This window comes from Phormidium sp. FACHB-592 (assembly GCF_014695795.1).
GTDB lineage: Bacteria > Cyanobacteriota > Cyanobacteriia > Leptolyngbyales > Leptolyngbyaceae > Stenomitos.
Genome location: NZ_JACJOZ010000026.1, coordinates 1 through 24,987, shown reverse-complemented (window position 1 = coordinate 24,987; position 24,987 = coordinate 1). Strand labels below are relative to the sequence as shown.

Annotated in this window: 21 protein-coding genes; 8 read left to right on the top strand and 13 right to left on the bottom strand. The window is 50.6% G+C overall.

Features of this window, described 5'->3' with window-relative positions:
- Positions 1-93: 93 nt before the first annotated feature.
- Positions 94-222, top strand: coding sequence for a DUF86 domain-containing protein (locus H6F86_RS32095; protein ID WP_242033380.1), 129 nt, complete (start codon positions 94-96; stop codon positions 220-222).
- Between the two features lie 237 nt (positions 223-459).
- On the opposite strand, the gene H6F86_RS05795 is transcribed toward H6F86_RS32095, so the two are convergent.
- The 4 genes from H6F86_RS05795 to petJ form a co-directional block, all read right to left on the bottom strand.
- Positions 460-2,568: a M48 family metallopeptidase gene (locus H6F86_RS05795; RefSeq protein ID WP_242033379.1), complete on the bottom strand. Its 2,109-nt coding sequence runs from the start codon at positions 2,566-2,568 to the stop codon at positions 460-462.
- 129 nt (positions 2,569-2,697) lie between these two features.
- Positions 2,698-3,288, bottom strand: a complete 591-nt coding sequence (locus H6F86_RS05790; RefSeq protein ID WP_190447162.1) for a LemA family protein — start codon at positions 3,286-3,288, stop codon at positions 2,698-2,700.
- A gap of 602 nt (positions 3,289-3,890) precedes the next feature.
- Positions 3,891-5,111, bottom strand: coding sequence for a sulfite exporter TauE/SafE family protein (locus H6F86_RS05785; RefSeq protein WP_190447161.1), 1,221 nt, complete (start codon positions 5,109-5,111; stop codon positions 3,891-3,893).
- Positions 5,112-5,210: 99 nt separating this feature from the next.
- Positions 5,211-5,561 (bottom strand): cytochrome c6 PetJ, encoded by a 351-nt coding sequence (gene petJ / locus H6F86_RS05780; protein WP_190447160.1) that lies wholly within the window; start codon positions 5,559-5,561, stop codon positions 5,211-5,213.
- A gap of 312 nt (positions 5,562-5,873) precedes the next feature.
- Between petJ and H6F86_RS05775 the strand changes: the two genes are divergently transcribed.
- On the top strand, positions 5,874-6,482 hold the full coding sequence (locus H6F86_RS05775) for an SH3 domain-containing protein (protein ID WP_190447159.1): 609 nt from the start codon (positions 5,874-5,876) through the stop codon (positions 6,480-6,482).
- Positions 6,483-6,767: 285 nt separating this feature from the next.
- Positions 6,768-7,823, top strand: a complete 1,056-nt coding sequence (mnmA, locus tag H6F86_RS05770) for a tRNA 2-thiouridine(34) synthase MnmA (protein ID WP_190447158.1) — start codon at positions 6,768-6,770, stop codon at positions 7,821-7,823.
- 122 nt (positions 7,824-7,945) lie between these two features.
- Here mnmA and H6F86_RS05765 read toward each other — a convergent pair whose 3' ends face one another.
- Positions 7,946-8,338 carry a response regulator gene (locus H6F86_RS05765; protein ID WP_190447157.1) on the bottom strand — a complete coding sequence of 131 codons (393 nt, stop codon included), beginning with the start codon at positions 8,336-8,338 and terminating at the stop codon, positions 7,946-7,948.
- 323 nt (positions 8,339-8,661) lie between these two features.
- Here H6F86_RS05765 and H6F86_RS05760 point away from each other — a divergent pair, with 323 nt between their 5' ends.
- Together H6F86_RS05760 and H6F86_RS05755 are read left to right on the top strand one after the other, a co-directional pair.
- A complete protein-coding gene (locus tag H6F86_RS05760; protein ID WP_190447156.1) occupies positions 8,662-9,051 on the top strand; it encodes a Nif11-like leader peptide family natural product precursor in 390 nt (129 codons plus the stop codon).
- Positions 9,052-9,166: 115 nt separating this feature from the next.
- Positions 9,167-9,646 carry an AAC(3)-I family aminoglycoside N-acetyltransferase gene (locus H6F86_RS05755; RefSeq protein ID WP_190447155.1) on the top strand — a complete coding sequence of 160 codons (480 nt, stop codon included), beginning with the start codon at positions 9,167-9,169 and terminating at the stop codon, positions 9,644-9,646.
- 192 nt (positions 9,647-9,838) lie between these two features.
- Here H6F86_RS05755 and H6F86_RS05750 read toward each other — a convergent pair whose 3' ends face one another.
- Positions 9,839-10,639 carry a stomatin-like protein gene (locus H6F86_RS05750; protein ID WP_190447154.1) on the bottom strand — a complete coding sequence of 267 codons (801 nt, stop codon included), beginning with the start codon at positions 10,637-10,639 and terminating at the stop codon, positions 9,839-9,841.
- Between the two features lie 534 nt (positions 10,640-11,173).
- Between H6F86_RS05750 and glsA the strand changes: the two genes are divergently transcribed.
- Positions 11,174-12,154: a glutaminase A gene (gene glsA, locus H6F86_RS05745; RefSeq protein ID WP_190447153.1), complete on the top strand. Its 981-nt coding sequence runs from the start codon at positions 11,174-11,176 to the stop codon at positions 12,152-12,154.
- Here glsA and H6F86_RS05740 read toward each other — a convergent pair whose 3' ends face one another.
- The 5 genes from H6F86_RS05740 to H6F86_RS05720 all read right to left on the bottom strand — a co-directional run bounded on the left by H6F86_RS05740 (position 12,155) and on the right by H6F86_RS05720 (position 18,638).
- Positions 12,155-13,882, bottom strand: coding sequence for an ABC transporter ATP-binding protein (locus H6F86_RS05740; protein ID WP_190447152.1), 1,728 nt, complete (start codon positions 13,880-13,882; stop codon positions 12,155-12,157).
- Positions 13,883-14,509: 627 nt separating this feature from the next.
- Positions 14,510-15,118, bottom strand: a complete 609-nt coding sequence (locus H6F86_RS05735) for a DedA family protein (protein WP_190447151.1) — start codon at positions 15,116-15,118, stop codon at positions 14,510-14,512.
- 278 nt (positions 15,119-15,396) lie between these two features.
- Positions 15,397-16,389, bottom strand: coding sequence for a ketol-acid reductoisomerase (ilvC, locus tag H6F86_RS05730; protein WP_190447150.1), 993 nt, complete (start codon positions 16,387-16,389; stop codon positions 15,397-15,399).
- 329 nt (positions 16,390-16,718) lie between these two features.
- Positions 16,719-18,395, bottom strand: coding sequence for a hypothetical protein (locus H6F86_RS05725; RefSeq protein WP_190447149.1), 1,677 nt, complete (start codon positions 18,393-18,395; stop codon positions 16,719-16,721).
- A gap of 18 nt (positions 18,396-18,413) precedes the next feature.
- Entirely contained in the window at positions 18,414-18,638 is a 225-nt protein-coding gene (locus tag H6F86_RS05720; protein WP_190447148.1) for a hypothetical protein, read from the bottom strand.
- 190 nt (positions 18,639-18,828) lie between these two features.
- Here H6F86_RS05720 and purD point away from each other — a divergent pair, with 190 nt between their 5' ends.
- Positions 18,829-20,121 carry a phosphoribosylamine--glycine ligase gene (purD, locus tag H6F86_RS05715; RefSeq protein WP_190447147.1) on the top strand — a complete coding sequence of 431 codons (1,293 nt, stop codon included), beginning with the start codon at positions 18,829-18,831 and terminating at the stop codon, positions 20,119-20,121.
- 99 nt (positions 20,122-20,220) lie between these two features.
- On the top strand, positions 20,221-22,278 hold the full coding sequence (gene nblS / locus H6F86_RS05710) for a two-component system sensor histidine kinase NblS (protein WP_190447146.1): 2,058 nt from the start codon (positions 20,221-20,223) through the stop codon (positions 22,276-22,278).
- A 51-nt stretch (positions 22,279-22,329) separates the two neighbouring features.
- Here the strand turns inward: nblS and ftsZ are convergent, their stop codons facing one another.
- A complete protein-coding gene (gene ftsZ, locus H6F86_RS05705; RefSeq protein ID WP_190447145.1) occupies positions 22,330-23,637 on the bottom strand; it encodes a cell division protein FtsZ in 1,308 nt (435 codons plus the stop codon).
- 174 nt (positions 23,638-23,811) lie between these two features.
- A complete protein-coding gene (locus tag H6F86_RS05700) occupies positions 23,812-24,666 on the bottom strand; it encodes an FtsQ-type POTRA domain-containing protein (protein WP_190447144.1) in 855 nt (284 codons plus the stop codon).
- Positions 24,667-24,987 lie beyond the last annotated feature (321 nt).

Genomic DNA, 24,987 nt, shown 5'->3' with positions numbered 1-24,987 from the left:
CTCATCGGTCAGGTCACTGTCGTAGTAAGGCTGACTCATATCCTCAAGCCATGTAGATGTCACTCTTCTGGTATCGCGCCTTTGTGACCGTAGTTGTCTTCTACTTCACATACATTTACAAACAGTTTCTTAGATATTGACCTTGATATTGTCTGGAATGTAGTAGAACACTACTTGCCAAAGTTAAAGCAGGCGATCGAAGTGATTTTTCAGCAGGTCTAGGCTGCTTAATCAAAGGGAGTGTTTCATTAACGCATTGCAAAACCACACGTCCTTGAAGTGGTAATCGGCTCCTTTAGCTACAGTGAAGAGATCTTTTTAAGAAGCGAGAGCGCATGACACAATCTTTACGCAGTGCTGCAAACAGTTAGTTTCGGTAGCGGTTCATCCGTTGTTTCGTAAGCCAGCATCAACGCTTCTAGCGCCTCAATGCCGTTCGGGACAGCTATTGATCTGGCTTTATGCCTTAACCCGCTTGCTACCAATGTTCAAAAAGGGCGGCATAGGGCAGTCGAGCAAAATGACGATCGCCCGCAGTAATTCTGCTTCCTGGACCGTCACCTTGTTGTCCAGCAACACTGTATGAGCACAGGCATCAACGATCGCTTGTTTAAGCTTCGGCGTTGCCAGATTCAGGCGATCGATACTATGCTTCAGCGTTTTCATATTGCAGGCTGGTGGTGCATCGGGCAAGATTTCCTGTCCGGCTCCCGGCAACCGATGAACGCCAGAGCGAAAGGCATAGGTAATCGCATCGGTGCCCGTTTGTCCAACCTGCGCCAAGCCTGACAGCAGAATCAAACAGTCTGACCAGATTTGCCCGATCGTAATGAACTCAGTAGATTGAGGGCTCGTCGCACTGGACGGCTGCAAGCGATGGCGCAACACGGCATATAGGACAAATTCTGACAATGACCAACGTCCATCCGCGTTTGCCAAACCCTGAATGCATTTGAAAAGCCGCTGATGTTGGTCGGTATCGCTCTGACGCAAAACGGGTATGGTGAGATCAACTAGGGGGAGGCGCGATCGTGGATCAAGTGCATCAATGTCAGCACTCAACGCCAGGGTTCTCTCAATGACATCGGCTGGTTCAACCTGCTTCAGCCACTCTAGTTGTTTCGTTCGCACAGCGGCATTTTGAGTGTCGAGCAGCAGCCCGTAAACGATCGCGATCGCGCCCTGCGGCTCTCGAATACCCAAAGCAATTGTTTCGGGCAACTGTCCTAACAATGCTTTTGCGTATGCATAATGCTCAGGGGTGACAGTGCCTACCTGTGACACAATTTGAGCGGCATTTGCCTGCATAGGGGACGATCGAGCAACTGTTGAGCTACCGGCTGCAAAGCCCATTGTTAAGGACTCTTGCCCTGCTGCCGATGATTCACCCGATGAGAATTTAGGGGTTTGACCGGCATACTGCCGCTTTGATGCATCCAGACGGCGAATACGCTGTGCCAACGGTGGGTGCGTTGCAAACAGTTCTTCTAAAAAGTTAAAACGTAGCGCACTGCCAAAAAAGAGATGGCTGTTTCCCTCGGCTGACGGCGATCGAACGATCGAGCTGTAATGGTGATTAGCAATTTTATCTAAGGCACCTGCAATGCCTGCCGGGTTGCGTGTAAACTGCACCGCAGAGGCATCGGCTAAAAATTCACGTTGGCGCGAAATGGCACTTTTAATCAGCCGTCCGGAGAGCAAGCCAAGACTCCCAATTACCGCAAGGGCAATGCCAAAAACTAGCACCGCATTCCCTTCTTTACCACGTGGTCGCAAGCCGATAATAATGCGCCCTGTGATGTAAATCAGCAACAGCCCATGCAGTAAGCCGATCAGACGGATATTAAGCCGCATATCGCCGTTTAAGATGTGGCTAAATTCATGCCCAATCACGCCTTGCAGTTCGTCGCGAGACAGTTGCTCTAACGTGCCACGAGTAACCCCAATAACCGCATCATTCGGCGTGAAGCCTGCTGCGAAGGCATTGATTCCCTGTTCGCCATCCATCACATACACGGCAGGCACCGAAATGCCAGCGGCGATCGCCATTTCCTCAACGATATTCAACAACTGTCGTTCTTCTGGGTGCGCCATTTCTGACAGCAGCAACCGTCCACCCATCTCTTGAGCAACGACGCTACCGCCTGCTTTCAACGTCTGAATTTTGTACAGGCTACCCAAACCCACGAGTACTACGGTGCCAGTGCCAATAGTGAAAAACAGCGAGGGATTCCACCAGCTAAAGGCTGCTTTCTGAGTGACAGGCGGACATGGCACCCGTAGAGAGGGACTAACGGCAACGCTATTGGGGTTACGTGATTGAAAGCGTTCAGCCGGCTCATTAAAATTGGTGCTAACGCGAGGTTCACCAGCGGCAGAACGCGGTTGGGTACAGTTGATCGATGAGTAGCGGGACGATCGCGACTTTGACCCTTTAGACGAACCCGACAGCGTAACAACTGCCGCTAAGTAAACCGTGACAGTGATAAACAACAGAGACAGCGCGAAAAGCAGAATCAGCTTTCGCGTATTGTTTCGCGCCTGATCTTGATGCTCAAAAAAATTCATGATGCTCCGCCAGGAGAATTTGGCAAGTGGAAGCGCGTCATCCTTGGAGATGAATGCTTCCTACGGTCGAAGATTGCTTTGGAAATCGCTATCAGCGTGAAGTAAAAAGCTAACTGCCGACTCCTGCCCTTAGCTGAACGATACGCGCGGTGCGACTTTAACCTCTGGTGCAGCTTCCTCTAACAGTTCTGCTTGTGCAAAGTTGAACCCATTTGCTACCAGATTGCTGGGGAAGACTTCGCGCTTTGTGTTGTACAAGGTAACGGCATCATTGAAAGCCTGACGGGCAAAGGCGACTTTATTTTCAGTGGAGGATAGTTCTTCCATCACGCGGGTCATCGTCTGATCAGCCTTCAAATCAGGATAGGCTTCTGACAGCACCATCAAGCGTCCTAACGCGCCTGTCAGCGCACCTTCTGCATCACCCAATTGCTGCATAGCGCTTGGATCACCAGGATTTCTGGCAGCACGGCTATTGGCTGACAACGCAGCATTTCTGGCAGCAACGACGGCTTCGAGTGTTTCCCGCTCATGCTTCATGTAGCCTTTCGCAGTTTCCACCAAATTTGGAATCAAGTCGTAACGCCGTTGTAACTGCACATCAATCTGGCTATAGGCATTCTTGTAACGGTTGCGGAGCGTCACAAGACCGTTGTAGCCATCCATAAAGATGAAACCAATGATCAGAATCAGTACAACCAGAAAAATCAAAGTCCCCATAATGTCTGAGTCCTAAAGTTCAGTAGGTTAGTGAAGGCCGCTAAAATGAAGCAGCATGGGCTTGACGATCGCACCATGCAATCACTGCTAGAAGTTCAATACAAAAGTCTGCAAGCGCATACCGCGAGAATGCGATCGCTCCATCGTTGCCTTATGCCATTAGCAGGAAATTGGTTTTCCTACAGGAAATTAGTTTTCCTGGTTGAAGTGTGCCCATTCTGTGCGTGCTGAAAACAGATTTAAGCGTCACACGAAAATTAAACGGTTGTAGCTAACCAACGATGTTCTAGAGCAACAATGCGATTGACTGATCGAGAGCACGGTTAGCATGTGTCATCATTCAAGGCGTGGAATCCTGTTCTTTCGCTAGCCAATGGAGAAAGCATCATTAGCAGCGATTACCAACTCTGAGCTGATGCCAATGTTCTGCTGCGTTTAGGCACCAAGGATCATGAATTTAATCAATCCGCAAACTGTAGGGGCGGGTTTAGCAGACCAAACGGCATCCTGCAAAGGCTTTGACAGCAAACCTGTCCCTACCAAAGATCGAACTTATTGAATTCCCATTCCTAAGCAACTTCACCGCATCCTAGCCATAGACCTTAATCTTTAGTGCGAATGGGTGAGGTATAAAACGGTTTCAAGCCTGGTAAAGACCAGAACCAGGGTAACCGTACGAGCAAGATGCCCGCTGTAACGATTACTAAACAGCCAGACAGCACTTTGTTTGCCGTTGTCCATTCGGTTGTGCCGAGGTAATGAGAGCCAACCAAAACTGTGTGCGCGACGCAAAGGATCAAGGCTGGAACGCTTAAGAGATGAATGTGTCGCCAATGCCGACCTAGTACCTTGACCATCCAGTCAAAACTGGTGAGGGCAACGGGAGTCATGAGACCGATCGCAACAATGCCTGCCCAGATGCCTACCTGCTGCTCGATCGGTAAAAACGGCAGGCTTTGCAGATCCCATTCAAAGGTGTGAGCCAGCATATGGCCGATGTGTGCCAGCGAGAGGACATAGGCACCGACACCAAACACACGCCGATAGCGCAAGGGAAACTGCCAGAAAGGACTCACAGGACGGGCAAGCAGTGCCAGCATCAGGCAAAGGATAGCAGCATGCCCAGTGTAGTCCACCATTGCGTCTGTACGGAGGAGGGTGAGAATGCCGATCGCTAGCGTGACCCACCCACCCATGCGAAAAAGTTGACTGCGGCGATCGCGACTGACCAGCGCTGTCGAAAGCCCAACGCCCAACATTGAGGGCATAGTACCCAGACCAAAGGCCAACATTGTTGCGGTGCCATGCCAGAGGCTACCCGTTTCAGCCGCTTTGATCTGCGCCGTATACAAAAACCCGCAGGGAATCAAGCCCCATGTCATGCCGAGGAGTGCTGGAGTCCACCAGTGAGCATAGCTGGAAAGCTGCATCATGCCACCACTCAGACGCTCGTGAAAGCCGCCTTGCAGAATGGGATGAAGCAAGGGCAATCCTGGCAATAGTTTGGGATTAATCTGCGTTAACCCCATCCAGATGAGCACTAACCCGGTGACGATCGACAAACCCTGTCGCAGTCCACTGTCAATTCCTGCCAGTTGTCCACCAGCGACCAGCACTGATCCAAGTGCACCAATGCCAGCACCCACCAGTGCATAGCTCACAATGCGCCCCAGGTTTAACAATCCATGAAAAAGCAAGCGCTGTTGCCACGACGAGGACTGCTGAGACAGCGCAAAGGCGGCTGTGAGTGGTCCACACATCCCCACACAATGCCCAAAACTGCCCAGCAGTCCTAGCAGCATGACCAGCAACAAATCAGTCATTATCCGTAGGCAACCTAAATCATTGGTCAAAAGAGGTTTGAGCGTTGTACCTTCTAAATGTCCAAACCCATCATTGGCTTCGGGACACCCAGTAATGCATCACTTTTTCCAGTCCTTTGCTGACTGGTCTAACACATAAGCAGCTACGGCTTGGATATCCTCTTCTTTTAGCCGACCTTTAAATGCAGGCATGGCGTTTTTACCGTTTGTCACCTGGGCGATTATCGCTTCAGGCGAATCCATCCCATACTGCTTCAGCGCGTCTGCTTTCAGGTTTTTGTTAGCAGAAATAACATTGTTGCCACCTTGATGACAAGCAGCACAATTTGCACTAAAGAGCTTGGCACCCCTTGCAGTAAGAGCTGTCGCGGCATCTGCCAGTGCGGGAGTAGTAAAGAACGTGAGACAGAGCGCGATCGCTACCAGCAAGCTCGACATTAATTTTTTCACACCAGTCCCCTCACAACGAAGCATCAGCAAGCTCTATTGTTTACCTGCCTGGTCACAGCGTCAAAAGACAGGCTGTCGAAGTGTTAGGGCGTACTCCTTCTCTCTTTGGTACGCTGATCATTACGCCGTAATGTTAGCGAAGCCGCGCCACAGACTGATTTTCTATGCCAAGGGCGATTGCATTTAGCTCTGTCATTACATTGATCGCGCCTGTCATGAACCTGAATACCATTTAGTTATGAGGCAAATGTGCGGTATTGAGGAGCAGGAGGTGTAGCTAGTCTAAGCACTCTTTTCCAACAGGTCTTTGTGATGAAGTTTAAGTACTCAGCATTAATTACAGCCCTCGTTATCTCGCTTGCTACGGTGCTACCAGCGTCGGCAGACACAGGGACAATTCAGGGAGCTCCGGGGGGTCGGGTCAATGTACGGCAATCTCCTTCAACAAGTGCGCGTGTGCAGCACTACGGGTTAGGCGGCGATCGGGTCAATATCCTTAACCAAACGAATGCACCGGATGGCTATCAGTGGTACTTGGTCGAGTTTCCCAGTTCGGGCGCACGCGGCTGGATTCGAGGCGACTTACTGCGGGTAAATGCGGCAGCAACATCCCAACGCATCTCGTTTGCACCGGGGACGTCTGCTGCTAAAGTCGGCGGCAGGGTGCAGGGCACACAGTCTCACAACTATCTGCTAAGAGCTGGCGCAGGTCAAACGCTTACCACCAGCACAGTCGGCACCAGCCCTTATTTACAAGTGCAAGTGTTTGACCCGAATGGCAGCAACCTCTATACAGGCAGCCGCAACTGGTCGGGTGTGCTACGTCGCTCTGGCGATTATCGGGTGCGGGTGCAGCTAGTGCCAGAAGAACAGCAGTCGGGCGTGACGGGCGAATATAGCCTCACGATCGGTATTCGCTAATGGTGCTGGTGGATGCGATTGCCCTTGCTGGATATAAGATACAGCCCCATTCATACATTGGGACGTTCCTGCCGTATCAACGATTGAGTAACTAAGCCTGTCCTGTTGAAGGACAGAAGGCATCCCTTACAACGATGGGGTTAGCGAACGCTCTTGTTTACCTGGCTGCATACGTCGTTAAAGCATAGGCTGTTGTGATTTACGTTGAAATCTCAACGCCGTCAAGCCTGCGTGAGTGTTAGCCTAGAGAAGCAATTGCTTGCAAATCTTTTTGTTTCGCTGTCCATGAAAAACGTTGTGGTAGGACTCTCCGGTGGAGTCGATAGTTCAACAGCCGCTGCTATGCTGCACGATCAGGGCTACTCGGTCGTGGGGCTGACGCTTTGGTTAATGAAAGGGAAGGGGCAGTGCTGCTCTGAAGGAATGGTAGATGCCGCTCAGTTATGCGAACAGTTGGGCATTCCTCATCACATCGTTGATACCCGCGAATCCTTTCAGGAAAACATCGTGGACTATCTGGTGGCTGGTTACAGCACGGGCGTTACGCCGCTGCCCTGTTCTCAGTGCAACAAAGCAGTAAAGTTTAGCCCGATGCTGCGCTATGCACAGGAAACATTGGGTATCGATCGCATTGCCACCGGTCACTATGCCCGCACGCGCTACGATGTGACATCGGGTCGCTATCAGTTGTTACGGGCGATCGATCGTACAAAAGATCAGTCCTACTTTTTGTACGACCTGCCGCAAGATGTTCTGGCGCGGGTTCTCTTTCCGCTAGGAGAACAGCCTAAAACTGAAACTCGTCAGGTTGCCGCTGCCTTTGGGTTACATACTGCCGACAAGCCCGAAAGCCAGGATCTCTGTTTGGTAGAAGCCAATGGTTCAATGCGGGCGTTCTTAGACAAATACATTACGCCTCAGTCGGGTGAAATTGTTGACCAGTCGGGTAAGGTGCTAGGGCAGCATGAAGGGGTACATCACTACACCATTGGTCAGCGAAAGGGGCTGGGCGTTGCTCATAGTGAACCGTTGTATGTGGTGGCGCTAGACGCTGCAAACAATCGCGTGATTGTGGGCGATCGCACTGCGACTCTGGCGGCTGAATGTACCGTCCAGCGGCTCAACTGGGCTTCGATTGCGGCACCAGCTACACCTATTCGGGCAGACGTGCAAATTCGCTATCGCTCACTGGCTGTTCCTGCTACCGTGATTCCGTTGGAGAACGATCGTGTGCGTGTTGTCTTTGACGAGCCGCAGTCGAGCATCACACCCGGTCAGGCAGCCGTTTGGTACGATGGCGAGGTCTTGCTGGGCGGTGGCATTATCGATCGCCAAGAGTAGCACCCTTTTAGCTTGGGGCTGGTGACAAATTACTTGTCAAGGATCACTCCTTGCCCTTATAGCTTTGAGTTATTGCAACGCTCCTTAACTCTGGTTGCTGGCAAAGGGCAACTCTGCACCACTTAGCTTGCTCTAGAAGCCAGTAGATTTTGAGCCGTTTGCAATATTTCATCTAACCCGCAATCTTTGGGCATAACGACATCTGCGTGTGCGCTCAAGGTGCCGTTGATTGCCACATCGCCCCGACTAATGAAGGCGGAGGTGAGCATGGTCAGGGGAGGATGCTTCAGTTGGGTTTTTAATTGATGAATCACTTCAATGCCATTTGTAGAAGTTTCATGACGATGATTGGGTGCGATTGTAAAGTCGATGATGACGAGATCGTAAGACTCAAGCGCGGCATTCAGAAAACTTTGGGCATCTGTAAACGTGGTGACTTCAAAGTTGGCTCTAAAAAAACGTTTGATGGCAAAGCACCAGCCTTCGTCATCATCTAATACAGCGACTCTTGGCATTACATTCATTATTATTGTCGTACACTACCCTTCGTGTGGCGATCGAAGCGCTTTCCAAAAACAGCCCAGTTCTCAGTCCTCGTGCTGCTTGGGACAGCATTTTACACTGATACAGCGATTTAACGGGTATTCAAGGAAAAGTGACAAGCCATCAAGTTGTGCTCCACACCTTTTTACTGACAATGCCCGCACCTCTGGTTTAGAGTGCCCTTTTTCACTTCGGCTGCAACTGCAAACGGGAAACTTCAGCTTTTGTTCTTTAGCATCTTCACAAACCTCTGTTAACATTTGATCAAATAGATCATCTAGAGCAACTTTGTGATATGGCAACTACTACCGTACTGCAATTCATGCAAAAGACCGCCGAAGACCAAGCTCTGCGTCAGCAGCTTGAAACGCTGCTAGGTGTTGGTGATGGTAATATCAGCAGTGAAACTGAGCTAGACGCTGCCGAAACCGAAGCGCTGAAGGGAGAACGTGCTCCTATTGTTGCTGCCTTTGCTGCCCAGAATGGCTATACCTTTTCGGCTGATGATCTTGTAACCGTGGTGGATGCGTTCCAGCAGCATCAGTCGGGTATTTTGTCTGATGAGGCGTTTGCAGCGTTAGTAGGGATGTCAGCAAGCAACAATATGACTCAACTTGATGCAGCGGCGAACCCACTCAAACGACTCACACGCTACTTGGGCAAAACCTATCTCGGTCTGGGTTAAGTTTTGCAATGGCAGCGATGGCTCTGCCGAGTCTTATGAACCAGCAAGACTGAGGCACTATTGTTAGACATCTTACCCAGCACCTTTTTGTAGCGCTCCAGTCAACAGGTAGAAAATGTCATCCTCCGAGCCAGTTAGCATTCGTCAGCTTTTTGCCAACGACCTGGCACTTGTTGAGGGTTTATTGGATACCTTCGGTGAGGCTTTCAACGAAGTTGATACCTATAGCTCGTCTCGCCCCAGCCATACCTATTTCAAGCGGTTGCTAAACAGCGATTATTTCATTGCGCTTGCAGCATTGAAAAAGGGATCAGTAGTCGGAGGTCTCGCTGCCTATGAACTCCAGAAGTTCGAGCAAGAGCGTAGTGAAATTTATCTTTACGATCTAGCGGTTGCAGCAGCGCATCGACGCGAAGGGATTGCCACTGCACTAATCCAGGAATTAAAGAAGATCGCTGTAGCGCGAGCAGCCTATGTTATTTTCGTACAGGCGGACATCGGAGATGACCCTGCGATTGCACTCTACACGAAGCTTGGGGCACGCGAAGATGTGCTTCATTTTGACATTCCTGTGGCGGTCAGCGATGATGCCTAATAATTCAAACGTTGTGGACGATCGAGGGATCTTGGTGCGGATGTCAAGTTAGTCTGTCGCCGCCAAGTTAAGTCGTTAGTTTCTATGCTTGGCATTAACATATTTGCCATACCACAATGCCTCACCTGCTCAGTTTGGCTGAGTGTCGATCAACATGGGTTCGCCTGATAGTCGAGAGCCATGAGAAATCTCTTAGAGATTGTTGCCGTTCCCATTACCCAATTCAGCTTGATCGGTAGAAATTAGTTCTCCGATCGTCTCGGTCAGTGCCTTAGGATCCATGAAAATAATTTTGGAGTTATCGCTTTCGCTTAACTTCAGATTTGCCTCGACATACTTCTGGGCGACCAGGTATTGCAACACCGCCTGAGAGTTGGGTTGTCCCTGTAGTGCCCTGGAAATACGCTGAATGGACTCTACCATTGATTCGGTTTCTGACATCGCTGCTTTGCGCTTACTCTCTGCCGCTCGCTCTAGCTCTAGCGATTCCAGCATCGTCTTTGAGGGCGCAATCTCCTGAACTTCTACCCGCATAATTTTCACGCCCCAACTTTCGGTTGCTTCATCCAGTTGGTGCAGCAGCGCTTGATTAATTTTGTTTCTACCTGAGACCGTTTCCCGCAGATCCATCTGCCCAATTTCACCCCGCAACGCAGTGACAACCAGATTAGTCAGCGCCGATTCTAAATCTTCGACCCCGTAGTAAGCCTTTTGCACGTCGAGAATCTTCCAGTACATGACAGCATCTACCGTCAACGGTACGTTGTCGCGGGTGATAGCCTGCTGGGGGTCAGTATCCAGAACTTGTTCGCGCGTGGTCTCGACCAGAACAGTATCAAAAACTGGAATGACAAAATTCAAACCAGGCTTCAGGCTGCGACGATACTGTCCTAATCGCTCCACAATGCCTTCGTTACCCTCATTAATAATCTTGACCGAACCGGCAATATAGCCAACCACTACTAAAGTAAGGGCAGCGATCAGAGATTCCATAGGTAACGCTCCGGCAAAATTGCAGAGAAATTAAGGCAATTGTATTTCCAGTCTAGTGGATTGGCGATCGTTCGTAAGAGATAAGGAGTGGGGGATAAGGGGATCAAGGCTTGCAAAAGGCAGTTTTCATGTCTAGATGCTCAGTCTTGATGAGCAAACTTTCTGCTTTCAAGCCGTTAGGCAAGCGGTTTTTTAAGCTAGCGAAAGACATAGTCGAGCAAGATATGGCAGCTAGGGCATTTTAAGTGAATTTATCTCACCCCATCCTAGAGGGTTAAGCTGAAGAACGAAATTGGTATGGAGTAGGTGCAGCAGCACTTTGAGTAGTGCCTCAGACCGTAGAAACTAATCTTTCCAGAGCATTTGAATCACCACGCACGTAACGTCTGTGATTAGATGGCATAGAGTTTTTCTATCAGCTTGAGGTCATTTCGCTACTGCCGCTAACGTTGGCGGCATCGACCAACCTAGTGAAATTGCAACTCAACCGTTTGCTCACCACTCATCCCTTCTCTCTATGGGTGCTTCATCTCTATGAGTGCTTCATCAGAATCATTTCAAGCCATTCTGGACAGCCTTTACCACAAATACAAGGGGTTAACCGATGGCAAGGTTGCCAGCTACATCCCTGAATTGGCGAAGATGAACCCGAATTGGTTCAGCATTTGTGTCGTGACTGCAGACGGTCGCACGTTTGTCACTGGGGATGCGGAGCAGTTCTTTACAATTCAGTCGATCTCGAAGGTGTTTGTGTATGGCTTGGCGCTGGAGGAGCACGGTCGCGAAGCGGTGCTTGCCAAAGTGGGCGTTGAACCAACGGGTGATCCCTTTAATTCCATTATTCGGCTGGATGAATACTCCAAGCGTCCCGATAACCCCATGATCAATGCGGGTGCGATCGCTACCACCAGTCTCATCAAAGGCAAGGGCGCGACCGAACGGCTCAACCGGATGCTCGATATGTTTCGGTGCTACGTGGGGCATGACGTGTACATCGATATGTCAGTGTTTGTCTCAGAGCGATCGTCAGGACATCGCAATCGGGCAATGGCATCGCTTATGCGGCATTTTGGAATGATTGACGATCGTATGGATGAGTCGCTGGATCTGTACTTTCAGCAGTGCTCAATGATGGTGAACTGCCGTGATTTAGCAACGATGGCAGCAACGTTAGCCAATCGGGGGATCAATCCCCTGACGGGCGAGCGTGCTGTACCCAGTCGCTACATCCGCGATATTCTCAGCGTTATGTACACCTGTGGTATGTACAACTTCGCAGGACAATGGGCGTATACCGTCGGCATCCCAGCCAAAAGTGGCGTCTCGGGCGGCATTATTGCGATCGTTCCACGGCAGGTTGGCATTGCTGTTTTTTCGCCACTGCTTGATGCGCATGGTAGTAGCGTGCGTGGTATCAAAGTTTGCGAGGAACTATCCCGGCAGTTTGAACTCCATATGTTTGATCCACCGATGGGCTGTTTGCACCTGTTGGAACAGTTAGACAACTCAACCTAGCTAGGTTTGAAACTGTTGCGCGTAAAACCGAGCATAACGCCCACTTTTGTCTAATAACTCGGCGTGAGTACCAGATTCAACGACCTGTCCTTGTTCAAGTACCAGGATGCGATCGGCGCGGCGGACGGTAGCAAGACGGTGGGCAATGATGAAGACGGTGCGGTTCTGCATCAACCGCTCTAGCGCTTCTTGCACCAGCGCTTCAGATTCGGAATCAAGGGCAGAAGTGGCTTCATCCAGGATCAGAATGCGTGGATTCAGAAGCACAGCACGAGCGATCGCCAGTCGTTGGCGCTGCCCGCCCGAAAGGTTAACACCACGCTCACCCAGCCAGGTTTGATAGCCCTGAGGAAATTCCACAATGAACTGATGGGCGTTGGCAATTTTAGCAGCGTTCTGAATAGTGTCCAGGTCTAAATCGGCTTGCCCAAAGGCAATGTTTTGAGCGATCGTGCCTGAAAAAAGAATCGTTTCCTGCGGCACAATGCCAATTTGACGGCGTAAGCTGCTGAGGGTGACATCTTTGACATCCACACCATCCAGAAAAATGTGCCCGCTTTGAGGGTCGTAAAAGCGGGGCAACAGGTTTGCTAACGTCGTTTTACCAGCACCAGAGGAGCCAACCAGAGCGATCGCCTCACCTGGGAGTGCCAGAAAGCTGAGATTTTTCAGCACTGGCTGATCGATCTGGTAGCCAAAGCTCACGGTGCGGTACTCCACTTTACCCGTTACGGTTGGTAGGGTAACAGCGCCAGTGTGTTCAACCACAGTTGGCTGAATATCCAGCAATTCAAAAATGCGGTCGAGTGAAGCTTCGCCTTGCTTAAATTCGTTGTAATTGCTGGTAATCAGCGCGATCGGGTCAATAAGCATCACGACAGCCGTGAGATAGCTCACAAACTCGCCGCCTGTCAGGTTGCCCTGCGAGACTTGCCAGCCGCCAAGCAGCAGCAAAAACAGCAGGCTAAGAGATTCTAAAAAGCCCACTACGGGCATTTGAATGGCTTTGAGTTGCTCTGCCCGAAAGCGCGCCCGACGGTTGCGCTCTGCCTCTCGACCGAAGCGATCGAGCATATAGTCTTCAGCAGCAAACGCTTGCACTAGACGCATACCGCTAAAGACTTCCACCAGCAGCGCTGACAAGTCTGAAACTCGGCTCTGGCTACGATAGGAGAGTTGACGCAACTGCTCGCCAAACCAGGTAACGAGCACTGCCATCAGTGGAGCAATAACCAGCGTTGCTAACGTTAGTTGCCAGTTGAGATAAACCATATAGCCCAGCACCACCAGCAGTTGCAGCACACTAGGCACAAATTGGTGAAAGACTTTGTTGACCACTTCGCCGATGCGATCGACCTCTTCCGTCAACCGATAGGCAAGATCGCCGCTCTGAGCTGTTTCAAAGTAACTGAGACTTAGCCTCTGTAGATGGGCGTAGACGTGCTTACGAAGGTCGAGGGTGATTGCCAGGGCTGCCTTTGCCATCAGCGAATCCTGACCGTACTGGGCAAGTTTCTGCACCAAAAAGACAATCGTGCAGAAACCGGCAAGCTCGGCGATCGCCAGAATTCTCCCCTGCCCAATCAATGCCGCCATTTGACCTGCTATCCATGCCAGCACAGGCCAAATTGCCGTAAAAACAAGGGTGCAGAGCAGTGCCTGAATGATCGTGCGACCATGCGGTCGAATGTAATCAAGAAGCTGCCAGTAGCGATCGCGTCCTTTCAAAGTCTGTTTAATGTGCTTTCTTAATAAAGGGGCAGTGCTGCTGAGACAGGTGATACAACGACAGCCACAAGAGTAATCAGGCGTTCAACGCTGCTCGGCTGCTGAAGTCACTTGCCTAAAAATCAATGCAGTAATGTCGTTCGAGCAATCCAGGCAAAGCTGCCCATGAGCTTAGGCGTAATGAAACTTAGAGTAGTGCCCCAACGCCTACCATGACTGAGACAAGCGATCGGCATACACCACTTCAGTAGAACAGTTTTTCCACCATGTTTGCCATAAAGTGACTGAGCTATAGTGCAGCTACTTTTTGTAAAAGAGCTAGGAGTCTCCCTTACAGAATAGGAAACCACCAACAGTGACCCGCTGCATAGCCCCCATTATCCCCCACAACAGCGCACATAAAAATTCCTCAAGAAGAAGCTAAACATTGAAAAGACCCTGCCCTAGCTTTGCTCTAACAAAGAGAAGCCTACCTGCAAAAGCAATTCCGCTGGTAAGTAAAAGCTAATCGACTACTCTGAGTCCTGCATATACCGTCGTAGTAACGCGATGCTTATCTCAAAGCACACGTCAATTTTTTGGGAGTCAAGCCACTGATACAGGTGACGTAATCTAAGCCCAACTGTTTCAGCGAACAGCTTTGCGCGTTTTGCGCCGGACAAGCCAAACAACTACTGCAATCAGTAGACCGAGCAAAACAATTTTGCTCATAGGTGCTAAGTACACCTCCACCAACTCGTAGTTGTTCCCCAGAAAATAACCCAGAGCCGTGAGCAATGTTACCCAGAGCGTAGTGCCAATGGTTGAATACAGCAAAAAGAGTGCGATCGGCATCTGATTGATGCCTGCTGGCAGTGAGATCAGCGTCCTCACACCCGGCACTAGGCGGCAAAACAGTACTGTTTTTGCGCCATGCTGATTAAACCAACGGTTTGCCTTGTCAATATCCTTGCCAGAAAGCGTTAACCACTTACCATAGCGATCGGCAAGCTGCCGCAGTCGTTGCTCACCAATCAGTTTGCCAGCATAATACCAGGGCAGTGCGCCCAGCATCGTGCCAACAACACCCGCCAGAACCGCGAGAAAAAAGTTCAGTTTACCTTGCGCGATCGTAAACCCTGCAAGCGGCATGATCAGTTCTGAAGGAATCGGGGGAAAGAGGTTCTCCAGAAACATCAGCAGCCCAATCCCCACATAGCCCAGAGATGTCATCGTATTCGTAATCCACTCGGTCATACAGCTATTCTCTAGATGGGCAACCAGCAGCCTAAATAAGCAGAATTGCAGACGGTTCTTAGCGTTGCGTTACTAGAACGCTCTCGTTGCATATCCTAACCTCTGGCAGTTAAATGTCTTTAAGTTCCGAATAAAAGTTCCGAATGACAGTTTCAAATTGCTGCAAGGGTAGCTTCTCTAAGATTCACGTCAAAGTTGTATCGGTCAGGACAAAGCCACCGCAGCTTACTACGGTGGCAGACAACAGGTTATAGCTACTAAACCCAGTGGCGTTTGGGTTAAGCCTTCTTCAACCAGCTAAACATGGCGCGTAAGTCCTTGCCGACAGCTTCGATCTGGTGTTCTGCCTCACGACGGCGCATGGCAGTAAAACCAGGCTTACCCGATTGATTCTCCAGCACAAACTCGCGAGCAAACTGACCGGTCTGGATTTCGAGCAGAATCTTCCGCATTTCAGCGCGGGTGTCATCGTTGACAATGCGAGGACCGCGCGTAAAGTCACCATATTCGGCGGTGTTGGAGATGCTGTCGCGCATTTTGGCTAGACCACCTTCCACGATCAAGTCCACAATGAGCTTGACTTCATGCAAACACTCAAAATAGGCAACCTCAGGCTGATAACCTGCTTCTACCAGCGTTTCAAAGCCAGCCTTGATGAGCGCTGTCAAACCACCACAGAGAACGACCTGCTCCCCAAACAAATCGGTTTCGGTTTCTTCCCGAAACGTCGTTTCCAGGATGCCTGCACGAGTGCCGCCGATGCCTTTAGCATAAGCCATTGCCCGATCGCGTGCCTGTCCTGACGCATCTTGAAAAACGGCAAACAAAGCAGGCACTCCTTCACCCTGCTCATAAGTGCGCCGCACCAGATGTCCGGGTCCCTTAGGAGCAACCATCACCACATCAACGTTGCTAGGAGGCACTACTTGCGCGAAGTGAATGTTGAACCCGTGGGCAAATGCCAGCACCTTGCCTTCTGTCAGATGCGGTTCAATCTCATTTTTATAAACCGTTTTTTGCACTTCATCTGGCAGCAAAACCATAATGAAGTCAGCCCGTTTCGCTGCTTCCTCAACCGAATACACGGTTAAGCCCGACTCCTTTGCTTTGATTGCCGATTTGCTGCCGGGATACAACCCCACAATTACATTGGCACCGCTATCCTTCAGGTTCAGCGCGTGGGCGTGACCTTGAGAACCGTAGCCAATAATGGCGATCGTTCCGTTAAGCAAATCTAAGTTGGCATCCGCGTCGTAATACATCCGCGCCATAGTGGGAGTCTCCTTGCAAGGGTCGAGTTCTGTGCGAACTCAAAATTTTATCAGATCCCAGGAGAGTGAAGGTAAAAGAAAGGCAAAAGGTGAAAGAAGGCAAAAAGCAAAAGTGAGAAGGCAAAAGTGAAGTGCTTACCAGGGGAGAGGGAAAGTCGAGGGAGTGAAGTAGCCTTCAATCCTTTGCCACCTCCGCAGCAGCCAGGTTGCTCACAAGCAGATGCCGTTCAAGCATCTCAATTGTCTCCAACAGTCCAACTTATCTCAATTCGCCTTCAGCCTTTAGCCCTTAGCCTTCAGCCTTTTACCTTCTGCCCTCTGCCTTCCCCTTATTTGTTAATTTCTTGAATCTGAGCCGTGAAGTAGTCTTGCCGATACTTAAGCTGTCTTGCTAGACCTAAGCCCTGCTGAAACGCTGCCACTGCCTGCTGGTTTTGCTTGCGATCGCGCTGAATCTGTCCAATTTGGTCGTAAGCGTGCATCATGCCGTAGAGGTTGTAAGACTGCTGTTCGAGGCTGACCAGGTAGTCAAAAACTTTTAAGGCGGCATCCAGGCGATCGTTGGCACGGTAGAGCGCACCAAGCTTCTGTAGCGCTTCGCTAGCATAGGCAAGCTGGAGCGTGGGTTGAGCCAGTTGATAGGCTGACTGGTAGTATTGCTCTGCCTGGTCAGGACGTGCCAAAAGCTGATAGTTATCGGCAATTTTGATTTTTAACGCTGGGATGGAGAGGGGATCAGGCAAGGTTTCGTAAAGCGCAACGAGTTGCTGTTGGACGGTTATTGCCTGTGCTGGCTGTTTTGCTTGCTCATAGCTATATGCCAGTCGTGTCAAATAGATGCTTTCGTTTTGGCGATCGCCCCTTGCCTTGGCTCTACTTGATAACTCTTGGTAAGTGACGGCAGCATTGGGATAGTCGAGCCAAGTGAGGTGTAGCTGCGCCAACGTAATGAGCGCTTCGTCAGTCTGTTTTTCGTCACGGCGCTGCTTTGCGTCGGTCACAATTTGGGTGTAGATCGCTACGGCTGGCTTTGGTAAGCGCACCTGCTGGTAGGCGACCCCCAGCGCTTGCAGCACGGCTAAGCGTCCGGCACGATCGCTACTACTAAGAACGGCGCTTGTAGCACTGGTGTTAGAAGGTGGCGGCGTGGCAACGGGATCTAGGGGCACTGTATCGCCAGTTGCTGGAGCTGTAGCCATCGTAGCGGTTGACAATTGGTGTTGCGCCAGAATGGCATCCAGGCGCTTGGTAATCCAACGAACATCTGGGGTTAGGCTCTCTTTCCAGGCAATATCACCTACTCGTCCCAGTGCTTTCGTCTCCTCAACGGCACCTAATGCTCGCCGCAGACGCAGTTCCCGATACCACAGTGCAAAGGCACTAACCCGATCGCCCTGCTGCAACGTGGCAATTGCCTGATTATTCAAGTTATCCAGTGCGGCAGTTAGCTGTTTGCGCTCTAAGGCAGAAAGGGGACGCGGCACTGCCGTCTGTGGCAGCAATGGATCAGGCGCTGTACTTTCTAGCGGATTGGGCGGAAACTCGTCAGTTTTTTTGGAGGGAGTTGGCTGTGCGGCTGGTGGCTGAGTTGGAGGGGTTTTAACCTCTGGCACCTGGTTTTGAGAGGGCTGCACATTAAGATTCTGACCCGGTAGCGGCTGAGGATTCTGACCTGGTAGCGGCTGCAAGGGAGGGTTTTGACCCGGTAGCGGCTGAGGATTCTGACTTGGTAGCGGCTGCAAAGGAGGGTTTTGACCCGGCAACGGCTGAAGAATTTGACCCGGTAGCGGCTGCAAAGGAGGGTTTTGACCTTGTAGGGGTCTTAACTCCGTTGGTTGGGGTACAGGTTGCGCGATCGCCTCTGGCACCAGACCCAAGAACAACAGAGGGAGCGCTAAGTTTACAGCGCGCAAGGGTGACAGTGCTACATCCACACGTTTTTGCATTGCTGAGCCTCCGTCTTGCTGTTCCCAGACTTGTTTCCGTTCGTCGCTGTGCCTTGACATAACCGCTCCTCTAGAAAATCACCGCACCGAAAATTCTGCCAGGAAAACTTGCTTATAAACAATAGATATTTTGTTTGCTGTCGCCGTCCCGTACACCCCTGCAAACGACTCAAACAGCCCGTAGGGGTTAAGTTGCAAGCAACCCTCTAGCGATCGCAGCCGATGAAAGTCGATAGTCTCCGTTATAGAGTGCCTGTGGCTTTTGTGTCCACTTACCAACAATTGCATAAGCAGAAATGACATAATGAGTTGCATTTGGCTGGCATATCATAAGCAGACTTATAATCAATGGCTTGAGACTATCAGTAAGATAGACACTGAGGCACAGCGCCAAACCGCTTTAACAGCGGCAGAGAGGAAAAGCTGTAGTCTCACGCCTTCAGTTCAATGTTTTTTGCTTAGCCTCAGCTCGTTTACTGTTGGGATAGAAACCGTGAAAGTTTTGGTCATTGGCAATGGTGGTCGCGAACACGCGCTGGCATGGAAGTTGCTGCAATCTCCTAAGGTGCAACAGGTAACGTGCATTCCTGGTAACGGGGGGACTGCTTCACTAAAACGTTGCCAGAACTTACCGCTCAACGTCGAGGATCTCGAAGGCATTGGGCGCTTTGCTCTGGTCAACGGAATATCTCTAGTAGTCGTTGGTCCTGAGGCACCACTGGCAGCAGGTATTACAGATTACTTAAGGCATCAGCATCTTACTGTTTTTGGTCCAACGCGCTTGGGAGCGCAGATTGAAGCCAGTAAGTCGTGGGCAAAAGCGCTCATGCAAGAAGCTAACATCCCTACTGCACAGGCTGCCGTCTTTACAGAAAAAGAGGCAGCACAAGCGTATGTAGAAGCTCAGGGTGCGCCGATCGTAGTTAAAGCAGATGGGCTAGCGGCAGGCAAAGGGGTGACAGTTGCCTCGACGGTAGCAGAAGCAAAGGCGGCGATCGCGGCGATTTTTGACGGGCATTTTGGCAAAGCCGGTGAGCGCGTCGTCATTGAAGAATGCTTGCAGGGGCAGGAAATCTCGGTACTGGCGCTAACTGATGGCATCACTATTCGCCCCTTGCTGCCCGCCCAAGACCACAAGCGTATTGGAGATGGTGACACAGGAGCTAACACAGGTGGAATGGGTGCTTATGCGCCTGCACCGATCGCAACTCCTGAGTTGATGCAACGCATTCAGACCGAAATCTTGGCACCAACGATCGCCGCGCTCCAAAGCCGTCAGATCGACTACTGTGGCGTGCTGTATGCTGGCTTGATGATTACACCCGAGGGCGATCCGAAGGTAATTGAATTTAACTGTCGCTTCGGTGATCCTGAAATCCAGGCAATACTGCCACTGCTAGAAACGCCTCTAGATGAGCTACTGCTGGCGTGTGCCCAGAAGCGGCTGTCAGAGCAGCCACCGATCGTCTGGAAATCAGGCGCTTCTGCCTGTGTGGTAATGGCAGCAGCAGGTTACCCCGGTCCATTTAAAAAGGGCGATCGCATCACTGGCATTGAGGACGCAGAAGAGCAAGGCGCATTTGTGTTTCATGCCGGCACCAAAACCAAACAACAAGCGCTACTGACCGATGGGGGCAGAGTGCTAGGCGTGACCGTGATGGATGAAACCTTCGATGCCGCACTTTCCAAAGCATATGCCGCTGTCAACAGTATCCAGTTTGACAGTGCCTACTATCGCCGCGATATTGGCGATCGCGTTAGAACTACCGAGACAGCCGCCAGTTAACTTATAGTGAAGGTAGTTGTTAGTTTTTAGCTATTGGTTGTTAGCTAAAAACAGCCTCTAAAAACTAATGACCAACAACTAACAACCATCTTCACGCCCTTGTTTGCCTTCCTGCGCCAAATTCGAGCAACCGTTGCTAGCTGGTGGTCGGAGTTTACGCTTCAGACCAAACTGATGGCAGCGGCAACATTGGTCGTCTCCTTGATCATGAGCGGGTTGACCTTCTGGGCAGTCAACACGATTCAGGAAGATGCTCGACTGGGTGATACCCGCTTTGGGCGTGACCTAGGCTTGCTGTTAGCGGCAAACGTCGCACCCTTAATAGACGAAAACCGTACAGAGTTAGCACGGTTCTCACATCGCTTTTACAGCAGTACCTCCAGCATTCGCTATATGCTGTACGCCGATGCCGAGGGCAATATTTTCTTCGGCATTCCGTTTTCCGAGTCGGAAGTGCAAAACTCGCTAACGATTCGCCGCAAGATTCATCTGCCTGATAACTACGCTGAGGATACAGAGGCACCGATGGTGCGGCAGCATATGACTCCGGATGGTGAAGTGACGGATGTCTTTGTACCGCTTATTAATGGAGGGGTATACAAAGGGGTGCTGGCGATCGGCACCAACCCTAACCCTACCGTCGTCACCTCATCGCATCTAACCCGCGATGTGACGATCGCCGTGTTTGTTTCCATCTGGGTCATGGTGATTTTGGGTGCTGTCTTCAACGCGCTCACCATCACCAAGCCGATTAAGGAACTGCTAGTGGGGGTGAAAAACATTTCCTCTGGTAACTTTAAGCAGCGAGTTGATTTGCCCCTGGGTGGCGAACTGGGCGAACTGATTGGTAGCTTCAACGAGATGGCAGAGAAGCTGGAGCGTTATGAAGAACAGAACATTGAAGAACTAACCGCCGAAAAAGCAAAGCTCGAAACGCTGGTATCGACGATCGCAGATGGCGCAGTGCTGCTAGACATTGAAATGCAGATTGTGCTGGTCAATCCTACAGCGCGTCGTCTTTTTGGCTGGGAGGGCGAAACAGTAGAAGGCGTTAACTTGCTGCGCTTATTGCCCTCACCCGTACAGGCAGAGATTACCCGTCCGCTATATCAGATAGCTAAAGGGGAACTGCGCGAGGGTGCCGAGTTCCGCATCACGTTAAAAGAACCACTCGATCGCACGGTGCGAATTCTGTTAACGACAGTGCTAGATGTGTCACGGGAGAACGTCAAAGGCATTGCGATGACGGTACAGGACATCACTCGCGAAGCTGAACTCAACGAAGCCAAGAGCCAGTTTATCAGCAACGTCTCTCATGAATTGAGAACACCACTGTTCAATATCAAATCCTTTATCGAAACGCTGCACGAATACGGCGAAGACTTAAGCCTTGACGAGCAACGAGAGTTTTTGGAAACAGCGAACCGCGAAACCGATCGCCTGACGCGGCTGGTCAACGATGTGCTGGATTTATCCAAACTGGAGTCGTTCAAGCTCTATAACTTTGAAGCGGTCGATTTGGCACAACCGATCGAGCAAACCCTGCGAACCTACCGTCTCAATGCACGCGACAAAGGGATTGAACTCATTCAGGAAATTGAGCCAAATCTACCCCCCGTTCTGGGGCATTACGATCTACTGCTGCAAGTTTTTACCAATCTGGTGGGCAATGCACTGAAATTTACCGAAACAGGTGGCAAAGTAGCGCTGCGGGCGTACTTATTAGACAGCGCTGCTCAAAACCATCAGGCGAAAAGCCCCTTTCTTTGCCCCCCACCTGAGAGCTGCGTCACCGAAGATGCCTTAGGTTTCAGGCACGTTCGCATTGAAGTCGCAGACACAGGGATTGGTATTGATACAGACGATCAGTACGCCATCTTCGATCGTTTTTTCCGCGTTGAGAATCGGGTGCATACGCTTGAAGGCACTGGCTTAGGGCTATCCATTGTGCGTAACATTATCGAAAAGCACTCTAGCCGCGCCCATCTAGTTAGCGAACCTGGAGTTGGCACCACCTTTTGGTTTGACCTGAGGGTATTCCAAGAAGGGGCTTCAGCAGACGAAGTTGCCAGACGAGCGCAACAGCAAGACGATCACTCTTTAGCAAGCACCTCAGAAGCAACAACCGAACCTCAAACTAGCCTCGTTATTACGTAACGAGACTGCTAAGGTAATCAGTTTTTAAGCGTCTTTCCTTTTTAGGTAACTCTAGCGGGGTGGTCGTCGCCGCTGCAAAAATTCAGGAATATCTAGCCCAGTTGGTTTGTTTTTAGGTTCTGCCACTGGCGGTGGACTGCCGACAGTGGGAGCAGCGACCCGACGAGTTGCAGTTGGTTTAGATATGGTTTGAGGTCTGACCTCATGGGTAAACCCTGTCGCGATCACTGTAATCCGAAGCTCGCCCTGCATCCGTTCATCAATGACCGCGCCAAAGATAATGTTTGCTTCTGGATCAACCACTTCATAGATGATTTCAGCCGCAGCGTTCACTTCATGCAGCGTTAAATCTGTGCCACCTGTAATGTTAAAGACAACGCCACGTGCGCCTTCGATCGACGATTCTAACAATGGCGACGAAATCGAGGCGACGGCTGCTTCTCTTGCTCTCGACTTGCCAGAGCCAATACCAATGCCCATTAGCGCCGAACCTGCATCTGCCATCACAGCACGCACATCAGCAAAGTCAACGTTGACCAAACCTGGAATTGTGATGATGTCTGAAATACCCTGTACACCTTGACGAAGGATATCGTCTGCGACACGAAAGGCTTCTTGCACGGGCGTTTGTTCTGAAATTACCGACAGCAACTTGTCATTAGGGATCACGATCAATGTATCAACCCGACTTTGTAACGCGGCAATCCCTTCTTCTGCTTGGCTAGTGCGCCGCCGTCCTTCAAAGGTAAACGGGCGAGTGACAACACCTACAGTCAGCGCACCCATTTCCTTGGCGACTTCTGCTACGATCGGTGCCGCTCCAGTACCCGTACCGCCACCCATGCCAGCCGTGATGAACACCAGATCTGCATTATCGAGCGCAGTAGCAATTTCATCACGTGATTCTTCGGCTGCTTTTTGACCAATTGCGGGGTTCCCCCCCGCGCCCAAGCCTCGCGTGAGCTTTTGACCCATTTGCAAGCGATTAATTGCAGTTGCGTAAGTCAGCGCCTGGGCATCAGTATTAATTGACCAAAACTCCACCCCAACGACTTCGCTAGCAATCATGCGATTCACTGCGTTACCGCCGCCACCGCCAACTCCAATCACCTTAATTTTGGCTACGCTACTAGGCACAATATCACCACTCCTTGATTCTTCACCCCGCAAACCCCTGACATTAGCAGGTTGACTTAAGTGTAGTCCCGAGTTGCCAAAAGGATTTGCTGGCTCTGCTGGTAGTGAAGCATTGTTCTGCCCTTCGGCTTGAGAACCGTTATAGGCTGCCCCTGCGTCAGGATTAAGCGCCCTTGAACTCGCAGCCGAATTGCTATTAACCGAATTATTATTAAGAGTCATTGGAATTGCAGCGGTTATAAACTACGTTTTAGTGTGCAGACGGTTTCATCAATGATAGGGGAACCAATTTAGCAAACTAATGTTAGCGCGAGAGTCGCAACAGATTGAGCGGTTCAATTAACTGAATGATGGTCTTTGTTGCTGCTGGTTATTCATAATCTCACACTTATAAAGCTAGGGAGTACCAGATTCTACAGGGTTTTGAGTTTTGGTCATTTGCACAATTGGGTTATCTGGGTTACGGAGATCAATATACGTGATTTGGCTGAACCTGGAGTCTTTTGCCAGCGATCGCATACGATCGAGTGTCTTTAACTGCGACGAGAATTGCCAGCTATAGGGACCAATGTGAACTGTGCCCAGATCTGTTTTCAGGATAACGTTAGCTGGATCGCGCCAATCGATTTCCGAAACGTTAACAGGTGGACCTTGCTTTAGCTCTCGATACAGTTTTGACCAGGAAGGACGGTAGCTTTCTGGCTTGCCAATCACCTTTAGGGCTGGCAACTTTAACGACTGATCGAGCGCAACATAGCTTTCTAACGGCGTTAATATGCCATTTTCGTCAAGCAAGCCGCTTTTCGTCGTACTGCCCAACTTTACACCTGTTGGTAAAGGAGCCGCAGACGGTAGTGCAAGCGCTACAGGCAATCGCTCTTTAACTTGCACAACCAACCCTGGAGGAAAGAGTTGGCGACTGACAACCACATCCGCGATCGGGGCTTTTGCTTGAAGTTCACGGGCGATCGCTTGAGGCTCAACTCGAAACAGTGATTGGGGATACGGGATGGGCAGCAGCGATCGTAAGGTACGCACTGGAATAAAATGATTGCCCTCAATCCGCACCTGTTCTGGACGTCGAATGACCCACAGCGGTAGGGTTGCAGTCCAGATTACCCCTGCGGTCAAGCCACAAATCGCCAGCGTTCGCCAGCTAGACTGCAAAAACCGCACGCGCCTACGCTGGCGAAGCTTTTGCCGCCGTTGCGCTAACTCTGTACGAGAAACCGACCCAATACTGCTAGTCATCCAGATTTTTAGTACTCTGCCGCAAACGAGGTCTTAGCCTCTTAACATACCTGATTTTGCTGCACTCGCTCGGCAAGTTTCGGGCGAATCTTACGTTACCTGATTGCTGTCGATCGCGCTTAGAAAGAGTCAGGCTCACAACCTCAGTACTACTAAGCTATTCAAAGCCAATTGTCAAAAGATAAACGATCGGCGTGCTAAGAAAGTGTTTGTAAATGCTGGTTAAGCAGGTTTCAAGTTCCTCGTTCGTCGGTTGTTTGTTAACCGCCTCAGCATCAACCGAATCATGACCACATAAACCATGCCTTCATGATTTTCAGG

Excerpts from the sequence above, each read along its gene's own strand:
- H6F86_RS05795 (WP_242033379.1), bottom strand. The coding sequence starts at position 2,568 with ATGAATTTTTTTGAGCATCAAGATCAGGCGCGAAACAATACGCGAAAG.
- H6F86_RS05790 (WP_190447162.1), bottom strand. The coding sequence starts at position 3,288 with ATGGGGACTTTGATTTTTCTGGTTGTACTGATTCTGATCATTGGTTTC.
- H6F86_RS05785 (WP_190447161.1), bottom strand. The coding sequence starts at position 5,111 with ATGACTGATTTGTTGCTGGTCATGCTGCTAGGACTGCTGGGCAGTTTT.
- H6F86_RS05775 (WP_190447159.1), top strand. The coding sequence starts at position 5,874 with ATGAAGTTTAAGTACTCAGCATTAATTACAGCCCTCGTTATCTCGCTT.
- mnmA (WP_190447158.1), top strand. The coding sequence starts at position 6,768 with ATGAAAAACGTTGTGGTAGGACTCTCCGGTGGAGTCGATAGTTCAACA.
- H6F86_RS05765 (WP_190447157.1), bottom strand. The coding sequence starts at position 8,338 with ATGCCAAGAGTCGCTGTATTAGATGATGACGAAGGCTGGTGCTTTGCC.
- H6F86_RS05760 (WP_190447156.1), top strand. The coding sequence starts at position 8,662 with ATGGCAACTACTACCGTACTGCAATTCATGCAAAAGACCGCCGAAGAC.
- H6F86_RS05755 (WP_190447155.1), top strand. The coding sequence starts at position 9,167 with ATGTCATCCTCCGAGCCAGTTAGCATTCGTCAGCTTTTTGCCAACGAC.
- H6F86_RS05750 (WP_190447154.1), bottom strand. The coding sequence starts at position 10,639 with ATGGAATCTCTGATCGCTGCCCTTACTTTAGTAGTGGTTGGCTATATT.
- glsA (WP_190447153.1), top strand. The coding sequence starts at position 11,174 with ATGAGTGCTTCATCAGAATCATTTCAAGCCATTCTGGACAGCCTTTAC.
- H6F86_RS05735 (WP_190447151.1), bottom strand. The coding sequence starts at position 15,118 with ATGACCGAGTGGATTACGAATACGATGACATCTCTGGGCTATGTGGGG.
- ilvC (WP_190447150.1), bottom strand. The coding sequence starts at position 16,389 with ATGGCGCGGATGTATTACGACGCGGATGCCAACTTAGATTTGCTTAAC.
- H6F86_RS05725 (WP_190447149.1), bottom strand. The coding sequence starts at position 18,395 with ATGTCAAGGCACAGCGACGAACGGAAACAAGTCTGGGAACAGCAAGAC.
- H6F86_RS05720 (WP_190447148.1), bottom strand. The coding sequence starts at position 18,638 with ATGTCATTTCTGCTTATGCAATTGTTGGTAAGTGGACACAAAAGCCAC.
- ftsZ (WP_190447145.1), bottom strand. The coding sequence starts at position 23,637 with ATGACTCTTAATAATAATTCGGTTAATAGCAATTCGGCTGCGAGTTCA.
- H6F86_RS05700 (WP_190447144.1), bottom strand. The coding sequence starts at position 24,666 with ATGACTAGCAGTATTGGGTCGGTTTCTCGTACAGAGTTAGCGCAACGG.